13 protein-coding genes are annotated in these 18,326 nt (G+C 61.5%); 7 read left to right on the top strand and 6 right to left on the bottom strand.

Annotation, left to right across the window (positions count from 1 at the left end; genetic code table 11):
- Positions 1-34 precede the first annotated feature (34 nt).
- Entirely contained in the window at positions 35-1,651 is a 1,617-nt protein-coding gene (gene purH / locus M1E12_RS19020) for a bifunctional phosphoribosylaminoimidazolecarboxamide formyltransferase/IMP cyclohydrolase (protein WP_479562914.1), read from the top strand.
- 61 nt (positions 1,652-1,712) lie between these two features.
- On the opposite strand, the gene M1E12_RS19015 is transcribed toward purH, so the two are convergent.
- Both M1E12_RS19015 and M1E12_RS19010 read right to left on the bottom strand, forming a co-directional pair.
- Positions 1,713-3,077: an MFS transporter gene (locus M1E12_RS19015; protein WP_479564922.1), complete on the bottom strand. Its 1,365-nt coding sequence runs from the start codon at positions 3,075-3,077 to the stop codon at positions 1,713-1,715.
- A 53-nt stretch (positions 3,078-3,130) separates the two neighbouring features.
- The gene (locus M1E12_RS19010; RefSeq protein WP_479562913.1) at positions 3,131-7,918 is read right to left on the bottom strand and encodes an NAD-glutamate dehydrogenase; all 4,788 of its coding nucleotides are present in this window, start codon (positions 7,916-7,918) and stop codon (positions 3,131-3,133) included.
- Positions 7,919-8,106: 188 nt separating this feature from the next.
- Between M1E12_RS19010 and pdxY the strand changes: the two genes are divergently transcribed.
- The gene (gene pdxY, locus M1E12_RS19005) at positions 8,107-8,988 is read left to right on the top strand and encodes a pyridoxal kinase PdxY (protein ID WP_479562912.1); all 882 of its coding nucleotides are present in this window, start codon (positions 8,107-8,109) and stop codon (positions 8,986-8,988) included.
- 70 nt (positions 8,989-9,058) lie between these two features.
- A complete protein-coding gene (locus M1E12_RS19000) occupies positions 9,059-9,712 on the top strand; it encodes a carbonic anhydrase (RefSeq protein ID WP_113459105.1) in 654 nt (217 codons plus the stop codon).
- A gap of 65 nt (positions 9,713-9,777) precedes the next feature.
- Here M1E12_RS19000 and M1E12_RS18995 read toward each other — a convergent pair whose 3' ends face one another.
- The gene (locus M1E12_RS18995) at positions 9,778-10,599 is read right to left on the bottom strand and encodes a lytic murein transglycosylase (RefSeq protein WP_113459195.1); all 822 of its coding nucleotides are present in this window, start codon (positions 10,597-10,599) and stop codon (positions 9,778-9,780) included.
- Positions 10,600-10,777: 178 nt separating this feature from the next.
- Positions 10,778-11,809, bottom strand: coding sequence for an aspartate-semialdehyde dehydrogenase (locus tag M1E12_RS18990; RefSeq protein WP_113459104.1), 1,032 nt, complete (start codon positions 11,807-11,809; stop codon positions 10,778-10,780).
- 411 nt (positions 11,810-12,220) lie between these two features.
- On the opposite strand from M1E12_RS18990, the gene M1E12_RS18985 reads away from it, so the two are divergent.
- Positions 12,221-12,772 (top strand): N-acetyltransferase family protein, encoded by a 552-nt coding sequence (locus M1E12_RS18985; RefSeq protein ID WP_479562911.1) that lies wholly within the window; start codon positions 12,221-12,223, stop codon positions 12,770-12,772.
- A gap of 2 nt (positions 12,773-12,774) precedes the next feature.
- Here the strand turns inward: M1E12_RS18985 and M1E12_RS18980 are convergent, their stop codons facing one another.
- The gene (locus M1E12_RS18980; RefSeq protein WP_136539164.1) at positions 12,775-13,170 is read right to left on the bottom strand and encodes a DUF2794 domain-containing protein; all 396 of its coding nucleotides are present in this window, start codon (positions 13,168-13,170) and stop codon (positions 12,775-12,777) included.
- Positions 13,171-13,272: 102 nt separating this feature from the next.
- A complete protein-coding gene (locus M1E12_RS18975) occupies positions 13,273-14,211 on the bottom strand; it encodes a LysR family transcriptional regulator (protein WP_136539166.1) in 939 nt (312 codons plus the stop codon).
- A gap of 171 nt (positions 14,212-14,382) precedes the next feature.
- Here M1E12_RS18975 and chvE point away from each other — a divergent pair, with 171 nt between their 5' ends.
- The 3 genes from chvE (at position 14,383) to mmsB (ending at position 18,319) form a co-directional block, all read left to right on the top strand.
- Positions 14,383-15,453: a multiple monosaccharide ABC transporter substrate-binding protein gene (gene chvE, locus M1E12_RS18970; RefSeq protein WP_113459100.1), complete on the top strand. Its 1,071-nt coding sequence runs from the start codon at positions 14,383-14,385 to the stop codon at positions 15,451-15,453.
- Positions 15,454-15,572: 119 nt separating this feature from the next.
- On the top strand, positions 15,573-17,108 hold the full coding sequence (mmsA, locus tag M1E12_RS18965) for a multiple monosaccharide ABC transporter ATP-binding protein (protein ID WP_113459099.1): 1,536 nt from the start codon (positions 15,573-15,575) through the stop codon (positions 17,106-17,108).
- The gene (gene mmsB / locus M1E12_RS18960) at positions 17,108-18,319 is read left to right on the top strand and encodes a multiple monosaccharide ABC transporter permease (protein ID WP_136539168.1); all 1,212 of its coding nucleotides are present in this window, start codon (positions 17,108-17,110) and stop codon (positions 18,317-18,319) included. The genes mmsA and mmsB overlap by 1 nt, the downstream gene beginning before the upstream one ends.
- The last annotated feature ends 7 nt before the right edge of the window (positions 18,320-18,326 follow it).

Raw genomic sequence — 18,326 nt, 5'->3', positions numbered from 1 at the left:
GCTTTTCCGGGCGCCCGCCAGCTCGGAGTGAACCATGGCCGTCGTTTCCAAGAAGATCCCTGCCCCCGACCTCGTGCGCGTGCGTACCGCGCTTCTTTCGGTGTCCGACAAGACCGGCATCGTCGAGTTTGCGCAGGCGCTCCATCAGCGCGGTGTGCGTCTGCTGTCGACCGGCGGTACCCACAAGGCGCTTGCCGCGGCCGGACTGCCGGTCACCGACGTGTCGGAGATTACCGGCTTCCCGGAGATCATGGATGGACGCGTGAAGACGCTGCATCCCCTGGTGCATGGCGGTCTGTTGTCGATCCGTGATGACGCAGAGCATGTCGAGGCGATGAAGGCTCATGGTATCGAGGCGATCGACCTCTCCGTCATCAATCTCTACCCCTTCGAGCAGGTGCGCGCCGCCGGTGGCGACTATCCGACAACCGTCGAAAACATCGATATCGGCGGACCTGCGATGATCCGCGCCTCGGCTAAGAACCATGCCTATGTCACGGTGGTGACCGATGCCGCCGATTACGCGGAGGTCGTTGCGGCCCTCGCCGACAATGACGGCCAGACGACCTATGCGCTGCGTCAGCGTCTCGCGGCGAAGGCCTATGCCCGCACGGCCGCTTATGATGCGGCCATCTCCAACTGGTTTGCGGAGGCTCTCGAGATCGAGATACCGACCTATCGCGCGATCGGCGGCGTGCTGAAGGAAAAGATGCGCTACGGCGAAAACCCGCATCAGAGCGCGGGCTTCTACGTCACCGGCGACAATCGTCCCGGTGTCGCGACGGCAACCCTCCTCCAGGGCAAGCAGCTCTCCTACAACAACATTAACGACACAGACGCCGCCTTCGAGCTCGTGGCCGAGTTCCCGCCGGAAAACGGTCCGGCTTGCGCGATCATCAAGCACGCCAATCCTTGCGGTGTGGCCACCGGATCGAGCCTCGTCGAAGCCTATAAGCGGGCACTGGCCTGTGACAGCACCTCGGCCTTCGGCGGCATCATTGCGCTCAACCAGATCCTCGACGCCGAAACGGCCCAGGAAATCGTCAAGCTCTTCACGGAAGTCATCATTGCGCCTGAGGTAACCGACGAAGCCAAGGCGATCATCGCGGCCAAGCCGAACCTTCGCCTGCTGACGACGGGTGCCCTTCCCGATCCGCGCGCCCGCGGCGTCATGGCAAAGACCGTTTCGGGCGGCCTGCTCGTCCAGAGCCGCGACAATGTCATGGTCGAGGATCTCGAGCTCAAGGTCGTCACCAAGCGCCCGCCGACCGCGACCGAGCTCGAAGACATGAAGTTCGCCTTCAAGATCGCCAAGCACGTCAAGTCGAATGCGGTGATCTATGCCAAGGACGGCCAGACGGCCGGTATCGGCGCCGGCCAGATGAGCCGCGTGGATTCCGCCCGCATTGCCGCGCTGAAGGCTGAAGATGCGGCCAAGGCGCTTGGCCTTGCCGAACCGCTGACCAAGGGTTCTGCGGTTGCGTCGGAAGCTTTCTATCCCTTCGCCGATGGTCTCCTGGCCGCAATCGCCGCTGGCGCAACCGCCGTCATCCAGCCGGGCGGTTCGATGCGTGACGATGAGGTCATCGCGGCTGCCGATGCGCATGGCGTTGCCATGGTCTTCACCGGCGTCCGCCACTTCCGCCACTGAGCGGATATCCGTCCATGTCCGAGGGGGGCCGGTGGAGAAATCCGCCGGCCCTTTTCCGTGATCAGCGGTCCGTTGCCGGGTAGCGTGTGGACCAGAGCAGTGCCAGTCCGCCGATGAGGAAGACGAGCAGGGTCGCCATGCCGGCGCGGGCGGAGCCCGACCAGGCCGTGACCACCGAGAAGCTCAGCGTTGCGAGGAAGCTGGTGGCACGCCCCGAGAGCGAGTAGATGCCGAAGTAGCGGCCCGCCTCCTGCAGTTCGACGCTGCGTGCGAGATAGGAGCGGGAGGAAGCCTGGACCGGGCCAAAGGACATGCCGATCAGCAAACCGTAGAGAATGTAGGCCTTCTCGGCCGGCGTGGCGAAGATGCCGTCCGTACCGGCAATCGGCAGGCTCACAAGCCCGAACAGGGTGAAGTCGACGCCGGTGGAAATGATACCGAAGGTCGCGGTGATCAGCATGACGAGGCTGATGACGACGACAACCTTGGAGCCCAGCGCTTTGTCCACACGGCCCGCCACGAGGCAGCCGAAGATGGCGACGACGTTCAGGATGATCCCGTAGATCCCGATCTCCATGGTCGACCAGCCGAACATCGCGGCCGCGAAGACACCGCCGAGGACCAGAAGTCCGTTCACGCCATCCTGATAGATCATCCGGGCAATCAGGAAGCGCAGGATGTTCGTGCGGTGACGCAATTCGCCAAGCGTCGAGCGGATTTCGCGCAACCCGGAGCGCACGGCAGCACCGAGCGCCTTGCCCTTCGCTGCATCGGGCGTGAAGAGGAACATCGGCAGGATGAAGATAAAGTACCAGACGGCCGAGATCGGACCGGTGATGCGCGCATCTTCGCCGGTTGCGGGATCCAGGCCGAAGAGCGGGTCCATGCCGATCAGCGTCTTGCCGGTCGTCGGGTTTCCGGCGAGGAACAGGACGACGAAGATCAGCACGATCATGCCGCCCAGATAGCCCAGTCCCCAGGCGATGTTGGAGACACGGCCAACATCCTGCTGGCTGACCAGGCGGGGCATCATGGAATCGTTGAAGACGATGGAAAACTCGGCCGCGATGCTTGCCAGGATCATCAGCAGCATGACGAAGGCGACCGGCGAGCCGGGGGCGGCCGTCCAGAGCAGCGCCAGGCAGACGATCTTGATCAGCGCAAAGAAGGCGATCCAGGGTTTGCGGGCACCTGATTCATCGGCAATCGACCCCAGGATCGGCGCGAGAATGGCGATGATGACGCCCGAAATCGTCGCCGCATTGCTCCAGGCAGTCTGGGCGCTGACAGCGTCATCGGTCATGCGCGAGACGAAATAGGGACCGAAGATGAAGGTCGTCACGACCGTGAAAAACGGCTGTGCGGCCCAGTCGAAGAACATCCAGCCACCGACACCCCTGTCGATGGGACGGTGGCTGGATTTCATGTCTACACTTGTCGTCACGCGCACCCCCACAGGCTTTCAGGCCCGGGACAGTGTCACCTCACGTGGTCTTGCGCAAGATCACCCAGAAGCCCCGCTGCCACGGCGAGCTTGGAGATGCTCGGTTCGCCGCTGTCGACGATCGAGGCCAGTTCCTTGCCGATGCGTTCCACACGCGTCCTGTCCGTTGCAATCCAGGCCTGGACGGGCTGTGCATCCTTGCCATGGCTCGTCAGCGCGGCGCAGACAATCTGTCTGCGCGCCTGTCCGATACGATCCAGGCTGCGGGTGAGCGCAAGGCTGTCATAGTGGTCTGTCGCCTGGATGCGGCTTGCATTTTCAACGATGCGGCCGATGCGGAAGGCCTCCGATACGGCGAAGAACCCGCGCATGGCGCCGGCAAAGTCGGCGCCCGTGCGTTCGGCGATCTGCAGGATTTCCGGCAAGAGCTGCATGGTCTGCAGGTTGACCACTTCGGTTGCCAGAGCCACCGGTGCACCGGCCTCGGTGAGAGCTGCGATCTGATCGTCGAAATGCTGTCGCAGCGTGGCGGGGATCGCCTTCTTGAAGACGGGCGCTGCCGCGGCAACAGCGGCCTTCAGCTGGGAGACCGCATCGCCGACCGATCCCTTGGCATAGCCGGTGTCGATCAGCAGCCGCGTCATGGCCGTGTAGACGTCCTCGACGATCGCGTAGAGCCGGTTCTGTGTCTGACCGGGGATCTTGGCATCCAGGGCGTCGATCTTTTCCCAGAGCGCGGAAAGACCGAGCGCATCGCGGGTCACCAGCGCCGCTTTCACCACTCCGGCCGGCGTGCTGCCCGTGGCGTCGCAGACCGAAACCACGAAGCCGGGACCACCGCGGTTGATGGCATGGTTGGCGAGAACGGTTGCGATGATCTCGCGGCGAAGACGATGACCGGCAATTTCAGCGGCATAGGCCTCGCGCATGGCAGCCGGGAAGTAGTTGAACAGCGTCGTTTCGCAATAGGGGTCATCCGGCAGATCGGACTCGACCAGTTGATCGAAGAGCACGATCTTGGCGTAGGAGAGAAGGACACCGATTTCGGGCCGGCTCAGGGCCTTGCCGGAGACATAGCGTTCCGCAACGGCGGCGGAATCCGGCAAGGTCTCGACCTTGCGGTTCAGGCGCCCCATGCCCTCCAGGTAATCCATCAAGCGGCTGAGCGGCTCCCGGTTTCCAGGCCCCTTGGCCTCGGTCAGGGAGATGGCCAGCGACTGGAGATAGTTGTTGCGCAGGACGAGGTCCGCTACCTCCTCCGTCATCTTTGCCAGCAGCACGTTGCGCTTCTCGCGGGGAAGGCGTCCTTCCTGCATGGCGGGGCTTAAGGCGATCTTGATGTTCACCTCGACGTCGGAGGAGTTGACGCCGGCCGAATTGTCGATCGCATCGGAATTGCATCGGCCACCGTTCAGCGCATAGGCGATGCGGCCCTTCTGCGTGACGCCGAGATTAGCGCCCTCGCCGATCACCTTGGCACGGACATCCGTGGCATTGACGCGGATTGCGTCGTTGGCGCGGTCGCCCACTTCGGCATCGGTCTCGGTTGCGGCCTTGATATAGGTCCCGATACCCCCAAACCAGAGCAGATCGACGGGCGCCTTCAGGATCGCCGTCATGATGTCCATCGGTGTGGCGGTCGTCGTTTCCAGACCGATCGCGGCGGCGGCTTCCGGCGTGAGTTTCACCGACTTGTCGGCACGCGAAATGATCATCGCGCCCGGCGAGAGCGTCGAGCGGTCGTAGTCCTGCCAGCTGGAGCGCGGCAGGTTGAACATGCGCTTGCGCTCGGCAAAGGAGATGGCCGGATCCGGATTGGGATCGATGAAGATGTCACGGTGATCGAAGGCGGCGATCAGCCTGATCTTTTCAGACAGCAGCATGCCGTTGCCGAAGACGTCGCCGGACATGTCGCCGACGCCCGCCACGGTGAAAGGCGTGGTCTGGATGTCGGTATCGATCTCGCGGAAATGGCGCTTGACCGTTTCCCAGGCGCCACGGGCGGTAATGCCCATCTTCTTGTGGTCGTAACCAGCCGAACCACCGGAGGCAAAAGCGTCGTCCAGCCAGAAACCGGCTTCCTGGGCGAGGCCGTTCGCCGTGTCGGAGAAGGTTGCGGTGCCCTTGTCGGCGGCAACGACGAAATAGGGATCATCGCCATCTGGGCGCAGCGTATCCGCCGGGGGCACGACCTCTCCAGCCACGATGTTGTCGGTGATCGAGAGCAGCGTCCGGATATAGGTCTTGTAGGCTTCGGTGCCGGCGGCAAACCAGGCTTCGCGGTTTGTCGCGGGCGGCAGCTGCTTCGGGAAGAAGCCACCCTTCGCGCCAACAGGCACGATCACCGCGTTCTTGACCTGCTGTGCCTTCACGAGGCCCAGCACTTCCGTGCGGTAATCCTGGGCGCGGTCCGACCAGCGAAGGCCGCCGCGGGCCACCTTGCCGAAGCGCAGATGAACGCCTTCGACTTCGACGCCATAGACGAAGATCTCGCGGAAGGGACGCGGTTCGGGCAGACCGTCCAGCTTGTGCGGATCGAACTTGAAGGCGAGCATCGGGCGTTCGCTCTCACGATAGGCCTGCTGGAAGAAGTTGGTGCGCAGCGTCGCTTCAATCGCATTGATGTAGCGGCGCAGAATCCGGTCCTCGTCGAGGCTTTTGACGTCGGTCAGCTTGCCTTCGAGCGCTTCCAGAAGCTCCGTCTGGCGACCCTTGCGGGTCTTGTCGGTAAGCGAGGGGTCGAAGCTGTTGCGGAACAGGTGAACGAGATCCGCTGCGATGGCCGGATGCTTTGCCAGCGTTTCCGCCATGTAGGTCAGCGAATAGACCGCACCCGCCTGGCGCAGATAGGCGGCATAGGCGCGCAGCACGGATGCTTCCCGCGCATTGATGCCTGCACCGAGAATGAGGCGGTTGAAGGCGTCATTGTCGACTGCACCGGTGAAGGAATCGAGGAAGGCTCCCTCGATCAGCGCACCGTGCTGCTTCGTGTCGAAGCTCACACCCTCGGGCACCTGCAGTTCCATGTCGTGCAGGACGACAGACTTCTGCGACTGCCCGTCACTGCCAAGCTCGATGTCGAAGGTCCGCTCGCTGATCACGCGGAAGCCGAGATTTTCGAGCAGTGGCACGCGGCGGGAAAGGGGGAGATGGTCGCCGGCGTGGAAGATCTTCAGATAGAGCAGGGGCCCGTGGTCGCTCACCACCTCGTGGAACTCAAGCGACAGAGGCGCACCGGCAAGGCAGGCCTTGATGTGCTTGAGGTCGCTGACTGCCTCTTCCGGCGTGAAGGCCTCCTGGAATGCCTGACCAACATCGAGCGTTGGCGCTCCGACGCCCGCGAGTGCCGCGAAGCGGTCCGTCCAGCGCGCCGTGATCTGGCGAACCGCTTCTTCGAGCGTCGCCTGGGGAATGTCGGGCGTCGCGCCCTCGCGCCGGCCGATGATGATGTGAACGCGCGCGACACCACCCTCCGGGAAGGCCGGATAGAAGGCCGAGACATGGCCCTTGTAGACGGATTGGAAATAGAGGCCGATCTTCTCGCGAACCATGGAATTGTAGTCTTCGCGCGGCACGTAAACGATCAGCGAGACAAAGCGGTCGAAATGGTCGATGCGCGGTAGGACGCGAACACGGGGACGCTCGGAGAGGTCGTTGATCTGTTCGCAGAACTTGGCGAGAAGGTCCGGTGCGATCTGGAAAAGATCATCGCGCGGGTAGTTTTCGAGCGTGTTCTGCAGCATGCGGCCCGAATGGCTGCGGGGGTCGAAATCGAAGTGGGAGACGACCTTCTCGACCTTGGCGCGCAGCAGCGGGATCTGGTTGACCGAGCGGGTATAGGCAGTTGCCGTGAAGAGGCCGACGATGCGCAATTCGCCGACGACTTTTCCGTTCGGGCCAAAGCGCTTGATGCCGACATAGTCCATGTAAGCGCGGCGGTGCACCACCGACTTCACATTGGCTTTGGTGACGATCAGGAAGTCCGGTCCCTGCAGGAAGGCAAGGATTTCCGGCGTGGTCGTGACCTGGTTCTGGCCTTGGCGGAGAACAAGCACGTCCGGATTGGACAGGATGCCGAGGCCGCTGCCTTTGCCACGCTCGACGGTCGCATTCTCGCCTTCGCCGGAATAGACATATTCGCGCATGCCGAGGAAGGTGAAATTGTTGTTCCGCAGCCATTCCAGGAAGGCGACCGCCTCGTCGCGCTCGGCCTCGCTGCGACCCGCGGAGAGATCGCGCAGTTCCGAAAGCGCCGTCTCCAAAAGGTTCAGCATCGGCTTCCAGTCATTGGCCGCCATTTTCACTTGAGCGAGCACGTGCTGAAGCCGTTCGATGAGTTCGTTCGCCTGTTCGTCGCTGAGCGGGGCGAGATGAAGCTGGATATAGCTCACCTTGATCGCGCCTTCCGGATCGGAATCCGGATTGGAGAGCACGACCTCACCGCCGGGCGTTACGGCGAGGATCGGATGCACCGCCATATAGATGTCGCGGTAGTGACTGGTGACCTCGCCCATGAGGCTGTCATAGAGGAAAGACTTGTTGTGATCGACGATGGAGAGGACGCTCACAGGGATACCGCCGGGACTGACCCCGTCGATCGTTTCGATCCGGATATGCGGTGCCTGGCGGTTCCAGCCGGCAATGTCGGCCGCGGCGCGCACCGACGAACGAGCCAGCATGGCGTCGTCATAGCGATCGATGTCGTCGTTGCTGGCTCTGCTGAAGATCACCTTCGGCGGGATATAGGCATGACCGAGTTTGCGCGCCTCCTCCTCTGCCCTATTCAGAAGCTCCTCGCGCTTTGTCATCCCAGTCTTGCCCATTGACCCCTCCGAAGCTCGCACTGTTTGGCCTATTGTTCCCGCAAATCACTTGCAAAAGTATGTATGAGGCAGATGAAGGAAAAAATCAGGCGAAAATATGCGGCGAAATTCATAAAAATCGGGAAATTTTCATCCAATATGGTTCTTCAACGCTTCGAATGCCGGGTTGATGCAAGGAGTCGCATGAGATGCAGCCACTAACAAAGGGCGCAGTGATCGTCATTTCAAGTCACGTGGTGCGCGGATCGGTGGGCAATCGTGCCGCCGTCTTCGCACTCGAGGTGCTCGGACATCCCGTATGGGCGCTGCCGACGATCGTTCTGCCCTGGCATCCGGGACACGGGCCCGCGACACGCCTGCGGTTTGCCGATGACGATTTCGACAAGGCGATCGAGGATCTGATCGCAGCGCCTTGGCTCGGTGAGGTCTCCGCCATCCTGACGGGCTATTTCGGGAGTGCGCGACAGCCGGCTGCGGTCGCGCGGCTTGTCCAGGCTGCAAATCAGAAAAACCCCGATCTCACCTATGTCTGCGATCCCGTCATGGGTGATCTCGGCGGGCTCTATATCCCGCTGGAAACCGCAGAGGCCATCCGTGACCACCTGATCCCGATTGCCGATATCGCCACGCCGAACCGCTATGAGCTCCAATGGCTGGTCGGCAGCGAACTCTCAAGCAACCAGCAGATCATCGATGCGGCCCTGTCTCTCGGGCCGAAGCGGATGCTGGTGACGTCTGCGGTGCCGATGATGGCGGGCGGGACCGGCAATCTCCTGTTGAGCGGACGGTCCGCGCTTCTGGCGGAGCACCGGGTGATCGACAATCCGCCGAACGGATTGGGAGATCTGCTGGCTGCCGTCTTCCTCGCCCGCCTGCTCGACGGGGTCGATGAGGAAACGGCATTGCGCACGGCGACCGCGAGCGTGTTCGAGATCCTCGCGCGCACCGCCAAACGCGGCGGTGATGAACTGGCTCTCGAGAGCGATGCGTCCAGCCTGTCGACACCGATGGCCATGGTCCAGTTGCGTCGCCTCATGCACCCGGCCCAACGGAAACCCGGGAGATCATGATCCGATCGCGCCGATGTCAATCCGTGTTACCGGTGTTGCCACGGGTGATCACGCGCTGTAATCGGTAACAATGATCAGTTTTCCCCCCGCACTCCTCAATGGCTACCGCAATTTCATGGGTGGCCGATATCAAGATCAGCGCGACCGTTACCGCGTTCTCGCCGAGCAGGGCCAGAAGCCCAACACGCTGGTGGTTGCCTGCTGCGACTCGCGGGCGGCCCCTGAGATGATTTTCGATTCCATTCCCGGCGAACTCTTCGTCGTCAGGAATGTGGCCAACATGGTGCCCCCTTACGAGCCGGACGGTCAGTATCACTCGACCTCTGCCGCACTTGAATTTGCGGTGCAGGCACTGCGGGTTCAGGACATTATTGTCATGGGTCATGGCCGCTGCGGGGGTATCCGCGCCGCGCTCGATCCCAATGCGGAGCCTCTCTCGCCGGGCGATTTCATCGGAAAATGGATGAACCTAGTTGCCCCCGCTGCCGAGCAGATCCAGGGCAATGCCAATATGACGCCCGGTGAACGCCAGACGGCGCTCGAGCGCATCTCGATCCGCAATTCGATCGCGAACTTAAGGACCTTTCCCTGCGTGAAGATCCTCGAAGAGCGGGGAAAGCTGCGCATTCACGGCGCATGGTTCGACATCAGCAATGGCGAGCTCTGGCTGATGGATCCGAAAACCCAGGATTTCTCCCGGCTGGATGTCGAAGCAGCGGCCTGACGGCCGGCTAAAGATTGTCGATACGCATTGAGAATTGCGGCGGCCGAAGGCCGCCGCTTTCCGTTTTACTCTGCGTCGATGCGCGCTGCGATATGGGCAATCGCCTGCTGATAGACGGTCGCGGCGTTCCAGCCCTGAATTGCCGCAAAGTTCGGCTCACCCTGCTGATAGCCAGCGCCCGGCTGCCAGCCATGGCCGCGCAGGAAGTTGGCGGTCGAGGCAAGCGCGTCGGCGCGTGAGCGGACCATGTCGATGTGGCCGTCACCATCGCCGTCGACGCCGTAGCGCACGACGTTGCGCGGCAGGAACTGCGTCTGGCCGATTTCGCCATGGGCTGCACCCTTGGCATTCACGTCGAGATTGCCGGCCTGAACGAGCTCAAGCGCCGCATAGAACTGGTCGGTGAAGAATTCGCTGCGGCGGCAGTCGAAGGCGAGCGTTGCCACGGCCGAGAGTGTATGCTCCTTGCCGAGGAAGGAGCCGAAGCCGGTTTCCATGCCCCAGATGGCGATCAGCGGACCTGCCGGCACGCCGTAGCGCTGTTCCAGCCGTGCGAAGAGCGCCGCGTTGTTCTTCTTCATGGTCTTGCCGCGATTGATGATCGTCTGGCCGCCACGCTTCTGCATGAACTGGTCGAAGGACAGCTTGAAGCTCTTCTGACCGCGGTCGGCACTGATCGTGCTGCGGCTGTAGCTGACCGAGGAGAAGACCTTGTCGAGCATCCGCGGGCTGAAGCCCTGGCCTTCGGCCTGCTGCTTGAACGCGGCAGCCCATTCCTCGAAACCTGCGGAAGTGTTGCTGCACGCGGCGGCGGCCGCGGATTGCGTGCCGGCCAGCAGGGCGGCTACGGAAAACAGAGCTGCCGACAGAGTGGATGTCAGTCGCATTGATGCCTCATGAAGGACGGTGGTTTGGGACGAATCGGCGGCACCATGCCAGCGATTGCGGATGCTGTCATCCATCGAACGCTTACATAAGGCCGAGGATTTCTCAATTCGGATCACTTTCCGCTGAAAGGTCCGATGAGGCTTCCCGGATGAACCGCGAAGCCTCATGACAGAATGATCAGGCGGCAGCGCGCGGCTTGATCAGCCCGCGATTGACCAGAAGTTCTGCGATCTGGATCGCGTTCAGGGCCGCGCCCTTGCGCAGGTTGTCGGAGACTACCCACATGTTGAGGCCGTTTTCGACGGTGGCGTCCTCGCGGATACGCGAGATGTAGGTCGCATCTTCACCGGCGCATTCAACCGGCGTGACGTAGCCGCCGTTCTCGTGCTTGTCGATGACGAGGCAGCCCGGCGCATCGCGAAGGATGTCACGCGCCTGGTCGGCGGTGATCTCGTTTTCGAACTCGATGTTGACCGATTCAGAGTGACCGATGAAAACCGGAACGCGCACGGCCGTGCAGGTGACCTTGATCTTCGGGTCGAGCATCTTCTTGGTCTCGGCCAGAACCTTCCACTCTTCCTTCGTGTAGCCGTCTTCCATGAAGACGTCGATGTGCGGAATGACGTTGAAGGCGATGCGCTTGGTGAACTTCTTCGCCTCGACCGGATCAGCGACGAAGACGGCGCGGGTCTGGGTGAAGAGCTCGTCCATGCCTTCCTTGCCGGCGCCGGACACGGACTGGTATGTCGAAACCACCACGCGCTTGATCTTGGCGACGTCGTGCAGCGGCTTCAGCGCTACGACCAGCTGTGCCGTCGAGCAATTCGGGTTGGCGATGATGTTGCGCTTCTTGAAGTCGACGATCGCATCCGGGTTCACTTCCGGAACGATCAGCGGAACGTCGGCGTCGTAGCGCCAGGCCGAGGAGTTGTCGATGACGACGCAGCCTTGGGCACCGATCTTCGGAGACCACTTCTGGGAAATCGTGCCGCCGGCGGACATCAGGCAGATGTCGGTGTCGGAGAAATCGTAGTTTTCGAGGTTCTGGACCTTCAGAACGCTGTCACCGAAGGAGACCTCGGTGCCCTGCGAGCGCGCCGAGGCGAGCGCGATGACCTGCGAGGCCGGAAAACCACGCTCGGAGAGGATGTTGAGCATTTCGCGCCCGACATTGCCGGTGGCGCCTACAACTGCAATCTTGAAACCCATGTCTATGCTCTCTTTCTGTCTCTCCGCGGATGGTGAGGGGAAGTTCGCGACAGGACGCAACCTTCCTTGTCCCCGGCCGTGCCGGGGAGAGAGCGGTGGCCGAAGACGTCAGACGGTTTTCGTCGTCGTTTTGGCCTTGGTCGTGGATGCAAGAGAATGGCATGCGCCGCCGGCAGCGGAGCGCTGCAGGAGGTGGAAGACCGCGAAGGGTTGCCCGAAAGCGTGCATGGACCGAATTCCTCTTCGCGGCGAGGGATTACAAGGTTTTTGGGATGAGTCAAGCCGACTGAAGGCGCGTGAAGGCGAAAAGCGCACTCGGTTTATCCAGCTTCTGCATGTCATGGTGACACGCGCCTGCTTGCCTGCACTTTTCCGTCGTGGAACAAAAGGCTGCATGTTCGGAGTGTCACCATGAGCCTTCTCATTCGCGATCTTGTCGCGGACGATCTTCCATCCGTCACGGAAATCTATGCCGACGCAGTTTCCCGGGGGACAGCGAGTTACGAGCTCGTTCCCCCTGGCCTGCAAGAGATGGCGTCCCGTTTCGCGGCGCTGAAAGAAAAAGGGTATCCCTATCTCGCCGCAACGGATGAGACCGGCGCGCTTCTCGGTTATGCCTATGCGTCTGCGTTCCGCACACGGCCGGCCTATCGATGGCTCGTCGAAGATTCCATCTATATTCACCCGTCCGCCCGCGGGCGGGGTGTGGGCAAGGCCTTGCTTACCGAGCTTGTGGCTCGCTGCCAGGCCTTGGGCTTCCGTCAGATGGTTGCCGTCGTCGGCGGGGCGAGCGAAAGCTCGATTGCGGTGCATCGCAGCTGCGGTTTCGAAATGGCAGGGCGTCTGGCGGGGACCGGGTTCAAGCACGGGCTCTGGCTCGACACGGTTTTCATGCAGAAGGCTCTCGGGGAGGGGAATTCGACCATGCCCGACCCTGACACCTATCCAGGTACCTTGGCTTAGAGCTAGTCGGCGGCCTTCAGCGCCTTGTCGAAGACCTTCAGCACCTGGCGCAGGTCATGGCCGCGCTTCAGGATACGGCCATCGGTGCCGACGACCGAAAACGCGCCCTGCTTGGCTGCAAGCTTCGGGTTCTTTTCGATCCGGTAGAGAGGGTATTCACCCGAGCGCTTGAAGACGGAGAAGACGGCCCGGTCCTTCAGGTGATCGATGGCGTAGTCACGCCATTCCCCTTCTCCGACCATCCGTCCGTAGATCCAGAGAATGGCATCCAGTTCGCGGCGGTGAAATGTGATGGGGAGCGGGTCTACAGATTGCCGATAGATACCCAGATCGACGACGCTGGTGGTTCGTTCGGCCCCTTCGTCGTCGCGACGCTGCCCTTCCGGCTGCTCTGACATCAATGCTCCACGAGCTCCGATTCATGACGGATGGGTGACAGTGTGCCTGACATGTTCGAAATTGCAAGCTTATCGGGCACCCTGCTTTCCTCCTGCTAAGCCTCAGCGGCTTCTGCTCATGAAGTGGCCGAGCAGGAGTTCGCGCAGCCGGGCGGCTACGGGCGAGAGGCGCTTTCCGTTCAGCGTGATCAGATGGTAGGGCGTCACCTCGATCGGCGTTTCCATCTTGAGCGTGGTCAGATTGCCGACGGGCGTCTGGCGACAGAGAAGGTCGGACACCTCCCGCGACATCGGTGCGATCGCATTCGACGAAGCGAGCATCGCGATCATCACGAGCAGGGATGTGGTGTTGACGATGTTTCGCGGAATGGGCGCGCCTTCTTCGATGAAGACGTTTTCGACCGCTTGGCGCAGCGGCGTGCCCGGCGCCTGCATCACCCAGGGGAAATGGGCCATGTCGGAAATGTTCAGCCGGTCGACATTGACCAGCGGGTGGCTATGGTGGACGACGATCTCGACCTCCTCCATCGTCGCGCCCTCGACGTGGAACTGCCGCGCATCGATGCCTGCGGGAATGCGGCCGAGCACGAAATCATATTGTCCCGACAGCAGATCTCTTATCATCTCTCCGCTCGGCGCCACATCGACATGGATGTCGATGGTGGATGCCTCGGCTTTCAGTGCCCGGATCGCCGGGACCACATAACCGACCGCGCCGCCGGTCACCGCCCCGATCCGGATCTTGCCGGTCAAGCCGCGCTGGATGGCCTCCACTTCTCGGGCGGCCTCGCGCATTTCTTCGAGAACATTCTGGGCGCGCCGCGCCAGTGCGCTGCCGACGGCTGTCGGCTCCATGCCCTTCGGCGTGCGCAGGAAAATCGGCGACCCGACATAGCGCTCGATTTCGCCCAGCATGCGCGAGGCCGCTGGCTGGGTCAGTGCAAGTTCCTGAGCTGCAAGGCTTAATTGCCCCAGCTCCGCAATCGAGCGGATCAGCTGGAGGTGCTTGGGCTGCAATCGTTGGATATGGATCTCTGCCATAAAGGACATATCAACCATGGTATGCAGAAAGTCAAAATAATCATTTGATCGGTATATGGGCCGCGATAAGACTCGCCGCGGAGCTGGGGGCTGCTGCGTCAGCCACTCGTTCTTGTTTCAGCGGGCGCCAGGAGGAGCTTGGCCTCGCACGGTATGACCAGGGAGGTTACCATGAAGAAACTTGGCGCCCTGATTGCGTCTCTCGCAATCGGCATCGCATCATTCGCGCCCATGTCCTACGCTCAGGACAAGGGCATGGTCGGCATTTCCATGCCGACGAAGACGTCGACCCGCTGGATCTCCGACGGCGAGACCATGGAAAAGCTGTTCACGGAAGCTGGCTACACGCCGGACCTGCAGTTCGCTGACGACGATATCCCGAACCAGCTCGCTCAGATCGAAAACATGGTCACCAAGGGTGCCAAGGTTCTCGTCATCGGCGCCATCGACGGCACGACGCTCTCCGACATCTTGCAGAAGGCTGCAGATGCCGGCGTCAAGGTCATCGCTTACGACCGTCTGATCCGCGACTCGGGCAATGTCGACTACTACGCCACCTTCGACAACTTCCAGGTCGGCGTTCTCCAGGCAACCAGCCTCGTTGACGGCCTCAAGGCGAAGTTCCCGGACACCAAGCCGTGGAACGTCGAACTCTTCGGCGGTTCGCCGGACGACAACAACGCCTTCTTCTTCTACGATGGCGCCATGTCTGTTCTGCAGCCCCTGATCGACAGCGGCGACATCGTCATCAAGTCCGGCCAGATGGGTATGGACCAAGTTGGTACCCTGCGTTGGGACGGGACCGTCGCCCAGGCTCGCATGGAAAACCTGCTCTCCTCGACCTACACCGAAGACAAGCTGCACGGCGCTCTGTCCCCGTATGACGGCCTGTCCATCGGCATCCTGTCGGCTCTGAAGGGCGTCGGCTACGGTTCGGGCGACATGACCATGCCGGTTGTAACCGGTCAGGACGCCGAGCTGCCCTCGATCAAGTCGATGCTTGCCGACGAGCAGTACTCGACCGTCTTCAAGGACACCCGCGAACTCGCCAAGGTCGCCGTCTCGATGGTTGAAGCCATCATGGAAGGCAAGACCCCCGAGATCAACGACGACAAGACCTACAACAACGGTGTGAAGGTCGTTCCGTCCTACCTGCTGAAGCCTGTCGCTCTCGACAAGGCTAATGCCAAGGACGTTCTCGTCGGCGCCGGCTACTACACCGCCGAGCAGATCGACAACTGATCCTTCGGGTCGCATCCGGGTCCGCGACACGTCGCGGACCCATTTTCTATACGCATTGAGGGAGCTCGCGCCCCAGCTGGATCTTTCGGGATCGCTGGCCTGGCGCCGGAATTCTGCACATGGATAACATCATTCTCGAGATGCGCGGCATCACAAAGACATTCCCCGGCGTGAAAGCGCTGGACAATGTCAGCTTCAAGGTGCGCGAGGGCGAGATCCACGCGCTGGTCGGCGAAAACGGCGCCGGCAAGTCCACGCTGATGAAGGTCCTGAGTGGCGTCTATCCAGCAGGCACCTATGACGGCGACATCTATTACGACGGCGAAGTCCGTCGCTTCGCACGGATTTCCGACAGCGAAGAGCTCGGCATCATCATCATTCACCAGGAACTGGCTCTCGTGCCGCTCCTGTCGATCGCCGAAAACATCTTCCTCGGCAACGAGATCGCCCAGAAGGGCGTGATCCACTGGCCCCAGACCTTTGCGCGGACGAAAGAGCTGCTGGCAAAGGTCGGCCTGAAGGATGCGCCGTCGACCCGCATCACCGATATCGGCGTCGGCAAGCAGCAGCTCGTCGAAATCGCCAAGGCGCTGTCGAAGAAGGTTCGCCTGCTCATCCTCGACGAGCCGACCGCTTCGCTCAACGAAACGGATTCGGATGCGCTGCTGACGCTCCTCATGGAGTTCCGCAAGCAGGGGATGACCTCGATCATCATCTCCCACAAGCTCAACGAAATTCGCAAGGTCGCCGACAAGATCACCATCATTCGCGACGGTGGCACGGTCGAAACGCTCGACTGTCATACGCAGGAAATCACCGAAGACCGCATCATCAAGGGCATGGTCGGTCGTGACATGGAAGACCGCTACCCGAAGCGTGATCCGAAGATCGGCGACGTTCTGCTTGAGGTGAAGAACTGGAACGTCTTCCACCAGAACCACCGCGATCGCCAGTTCCTGCACGACGTCGCCTTCAATGTGCGCGCCGGTGAAGTGGTCGGTATCGCGGGCCTGATGGGCGCTGGCCGGACCGAGACCGCCATGAGCATCTTCGGCAAGTCCTGGGGTCACAAGATCACCGGCGACGTCTCGATGCACGGCAAACCGGTCGACGTGTCGACGATCCCGAAGGCGATCAGTGCCGGCCTTGCCTATGTGACCGAAGACCGCAAGCATCTCGGTCTCGTGCTGCAGAACAACATCAAGGAAAACACCACGCTCGCCAATCTCGACGGCGTGTCCAGCGGCACCGTCATCGACGACCGCATGGAAGCCAAGGTGGCCTCCGACTACCGGCAGAAGCTCCGGATCCGGTCGCATTCGATCTACCAGGAAGCCGTCAACCTGTCCGGCGGCAACCAGCAGAAGGTCGTGCTGTCGAAGTGGCTGTTCACCAATCCCGAGATCCTGATCCTCGACGAGCCGACCCGCGGCATCGACGTCGGGGCGAAGTTCGAAATCTACACCATCATCAACCAGCTTGCCGCCGAAGGTAAGGGCATTCTGATGATCTCGTCGGAAATGCCCGAGCTGCTCGGCACCTGCGATCGCATCTACGTCATGAACGAAGGTCGCATCGTCGCGGAACTTACCAAAGAAGAAGCAAGCCAAGAGTCCATCATGCGTGCCATCATGCGCTCTGGGGAGAAACACTAATGGCCATCGACACAAGAACCGAAACCCCCAAGGTCTCCGTGGGCGACTACCTGCGCAACAACATCCGCGAATACGGACTGCTGCTCGCGCTTGTCGTCATCATGCTACTGTTCCAGTTCCTGACCGACGGCGTTCTCTTCCGTCCGGTCAACATCACCAACCTGGTGCTGCAGAACTCGTTCATCGTCATCATGGCGCTGGGCATGTTGCTGATCATTGTCGCCGGCCATATCGACCTCTCGGTCGGCTCTATCGTCGCCTTCATCGGCGGCATATCGGCGATGATGCTGGTCAAATGGGGCTGGCATTTCTCGCTCGTCGTGCCGCTGTGTCTGGTGCTCGGCGGCCTGATGGGCGCTGCGCAGGGTTACTGGGTCGCCTATCAGAAGATCCCCTCCTTCATCGTGACGCTGGCTGGCATGCTGGTCTTCCGCGGCCTGACCTATGTCACGCTCGGCGGTCGCCCGATCGGTCCGTTCCCGAAGGAATTCACGCTGCTTTCCACCGGCTTCATCCCGGATTTCCTGCCGCTGACGGATCCTGCGACCACCGGTATCGCCAACCATGTCGCGATCATTCTCGTCGTGGCCCTCGTTGGTCTTGCGATCTATTCCGGCATGAAGAACCGTCGCCTGAACGACGAACATGGCACTGAAAACGAGCCCTTCGTCTTCTTCGCCGTGCAGATGGGCATCATCAGCGCGGTCGCCATCTTCCTCGGCTATCAGCTGGCCACCTATCGCGGCCTGCCGAACGTCCTGGTCGTCATGGGTGTTCTGATCGCGCTCTACTCCTTCGTCACCACCCGCACGACCATCGGTCGCCGCATCTATGCGCTGGGTGGCAACGAAAAGGCTGCGAAGCTCTCCGGCATCAATACCGAACGCCTGGTGTTCCTGACCTTCGTGAACATGGGCGTGCTGGCAGCACTTGCCGGCATGATCATCGCAGCCCGTCTCAACTCCGCCACGCCGAAAGCCGGCGTGGGCTTCGAGCTCGACGTCATCGCGGCCTGCTTCATCGGCGGTGCCTCGGCATCCGGCGGCGTGGGCAAGATTACCGGTGCCGTCATCGGCGCCTTCATCATGGGCGTCATGAACAACGGCATGTCGATCATGGGTATCGGCATCGACTACCAGCAGCTCATCAAGGGTCTCGTGCTTTTGGCTGCTGTCTTCTTCGACGTTTACAACAAGAACAAAGCAGTCTGAGGATAGG

It is taken from the genome of Rhizobium sp. K33 (assembly GCF_056501445.1).
The sequence above is the reverse complement of the archived record's forward strand: the minus strand, read 5'-3'. Positions and strand labels throughout refer to the sequence as shown.

What these genes read in the sequence shown, in the direction of transcription:
- purH (WP_479562914.1), top strand. Translation starts at nt 35, where the DNA reads ATGGCCGTCGTTTCCAAGAAGATCCCTGCCCCCGACCTCGTGCGCGTG.
- M1E12_RS19015 (WP_479564922.1), bottom strand. Translation starts at nt 3,077, where the DNA reads ATGAAATCCAGCCACCGTCCCATCGACAGGGGTGTCGGTGGCTGGATG.
- M1E12_RS19010 (WP_479562913.1), bottom strand. Translation starts at nt 7,918, where the DNA reads ATGGGCAAGACTGGGATGACAAAGCGCGAGGAGCTTCTGAATAGGGCA.
- pdxY (WP_479562912.1), top strand. Translation starts at nt 8,107, where the DNA reads ATGCAGCCACTAACAAAGGGCGCAGTGATCGTCATTTCAAGTCACGTG.
- M1E12_RS19000 (WP_113459105.1), top strand. Translation starts at nt 9,059, where the DNA reads ATGATCAGTTTTCCCCCCGCACTCCTCAATGGCTACCGCAATTTCATG.
- M1E12_RS18995 (WP_113459195.1), bottom strand. Translation starts at nt 10,599, where the DNA reads ATGCGACTGACATCCACTCTGTCGGCAGCTCTGTTTTCCGTAGCCGCC.
- M1E12_RS18990 (WP_113459104.1), bottom strand. Translation starts at nt 11,809, where the DNA reads ATGGGTTTCAAGATTGCAGTTGTAGGCGCCACCGGCAATGTCGGGCGC.
- M1E12_RS18985 (WP_479562911.1), top strand. Translation starts at nt 12,221, where the DNA reads ATGAGCCTTCTCATTCGCGATCTTGTCGCGGACGATCTTCCATCCGTC.
- M1E12_RS18980 (WP_136539164.1), bottom strand. Translation starts at nt 13,170, where the DNA reads ATGTCAGAGCAGCCGGAAGGGCAGCGTCGCGACGACGAAGGGGCCGAA.
- M1E12_RS18975 (WP_136539166.1), bottom strand. Translation starts at nt 14,211, where the DNA reads ATGGCAGAGATCCATATCCAACGATTGCAGCCCAAGCACCTCCAGCTG.
- chvE (WP_113459100.1), top strand. Translation starts at nt 14,383, where the DNA reads ATGAAGAAACTTGGCGCCCTGATTGCGTCTCTCGCAATCGGCATCGCA.
- mmsA (WP_113459099.1), top strand. Translation starts at nt 15,573, where the DNA reads ATGGATAACATCATTCTCGAGATGCGCGGCATCACAAAGACATTCCCC.
- mmsB (WP_136539168.1), top strand. Translation starts at nt 17,108, where the DNA reads ATGGCCATCGACACAAGAACCGAAACCCCCAAGGTCTCCGTGGGCGAC.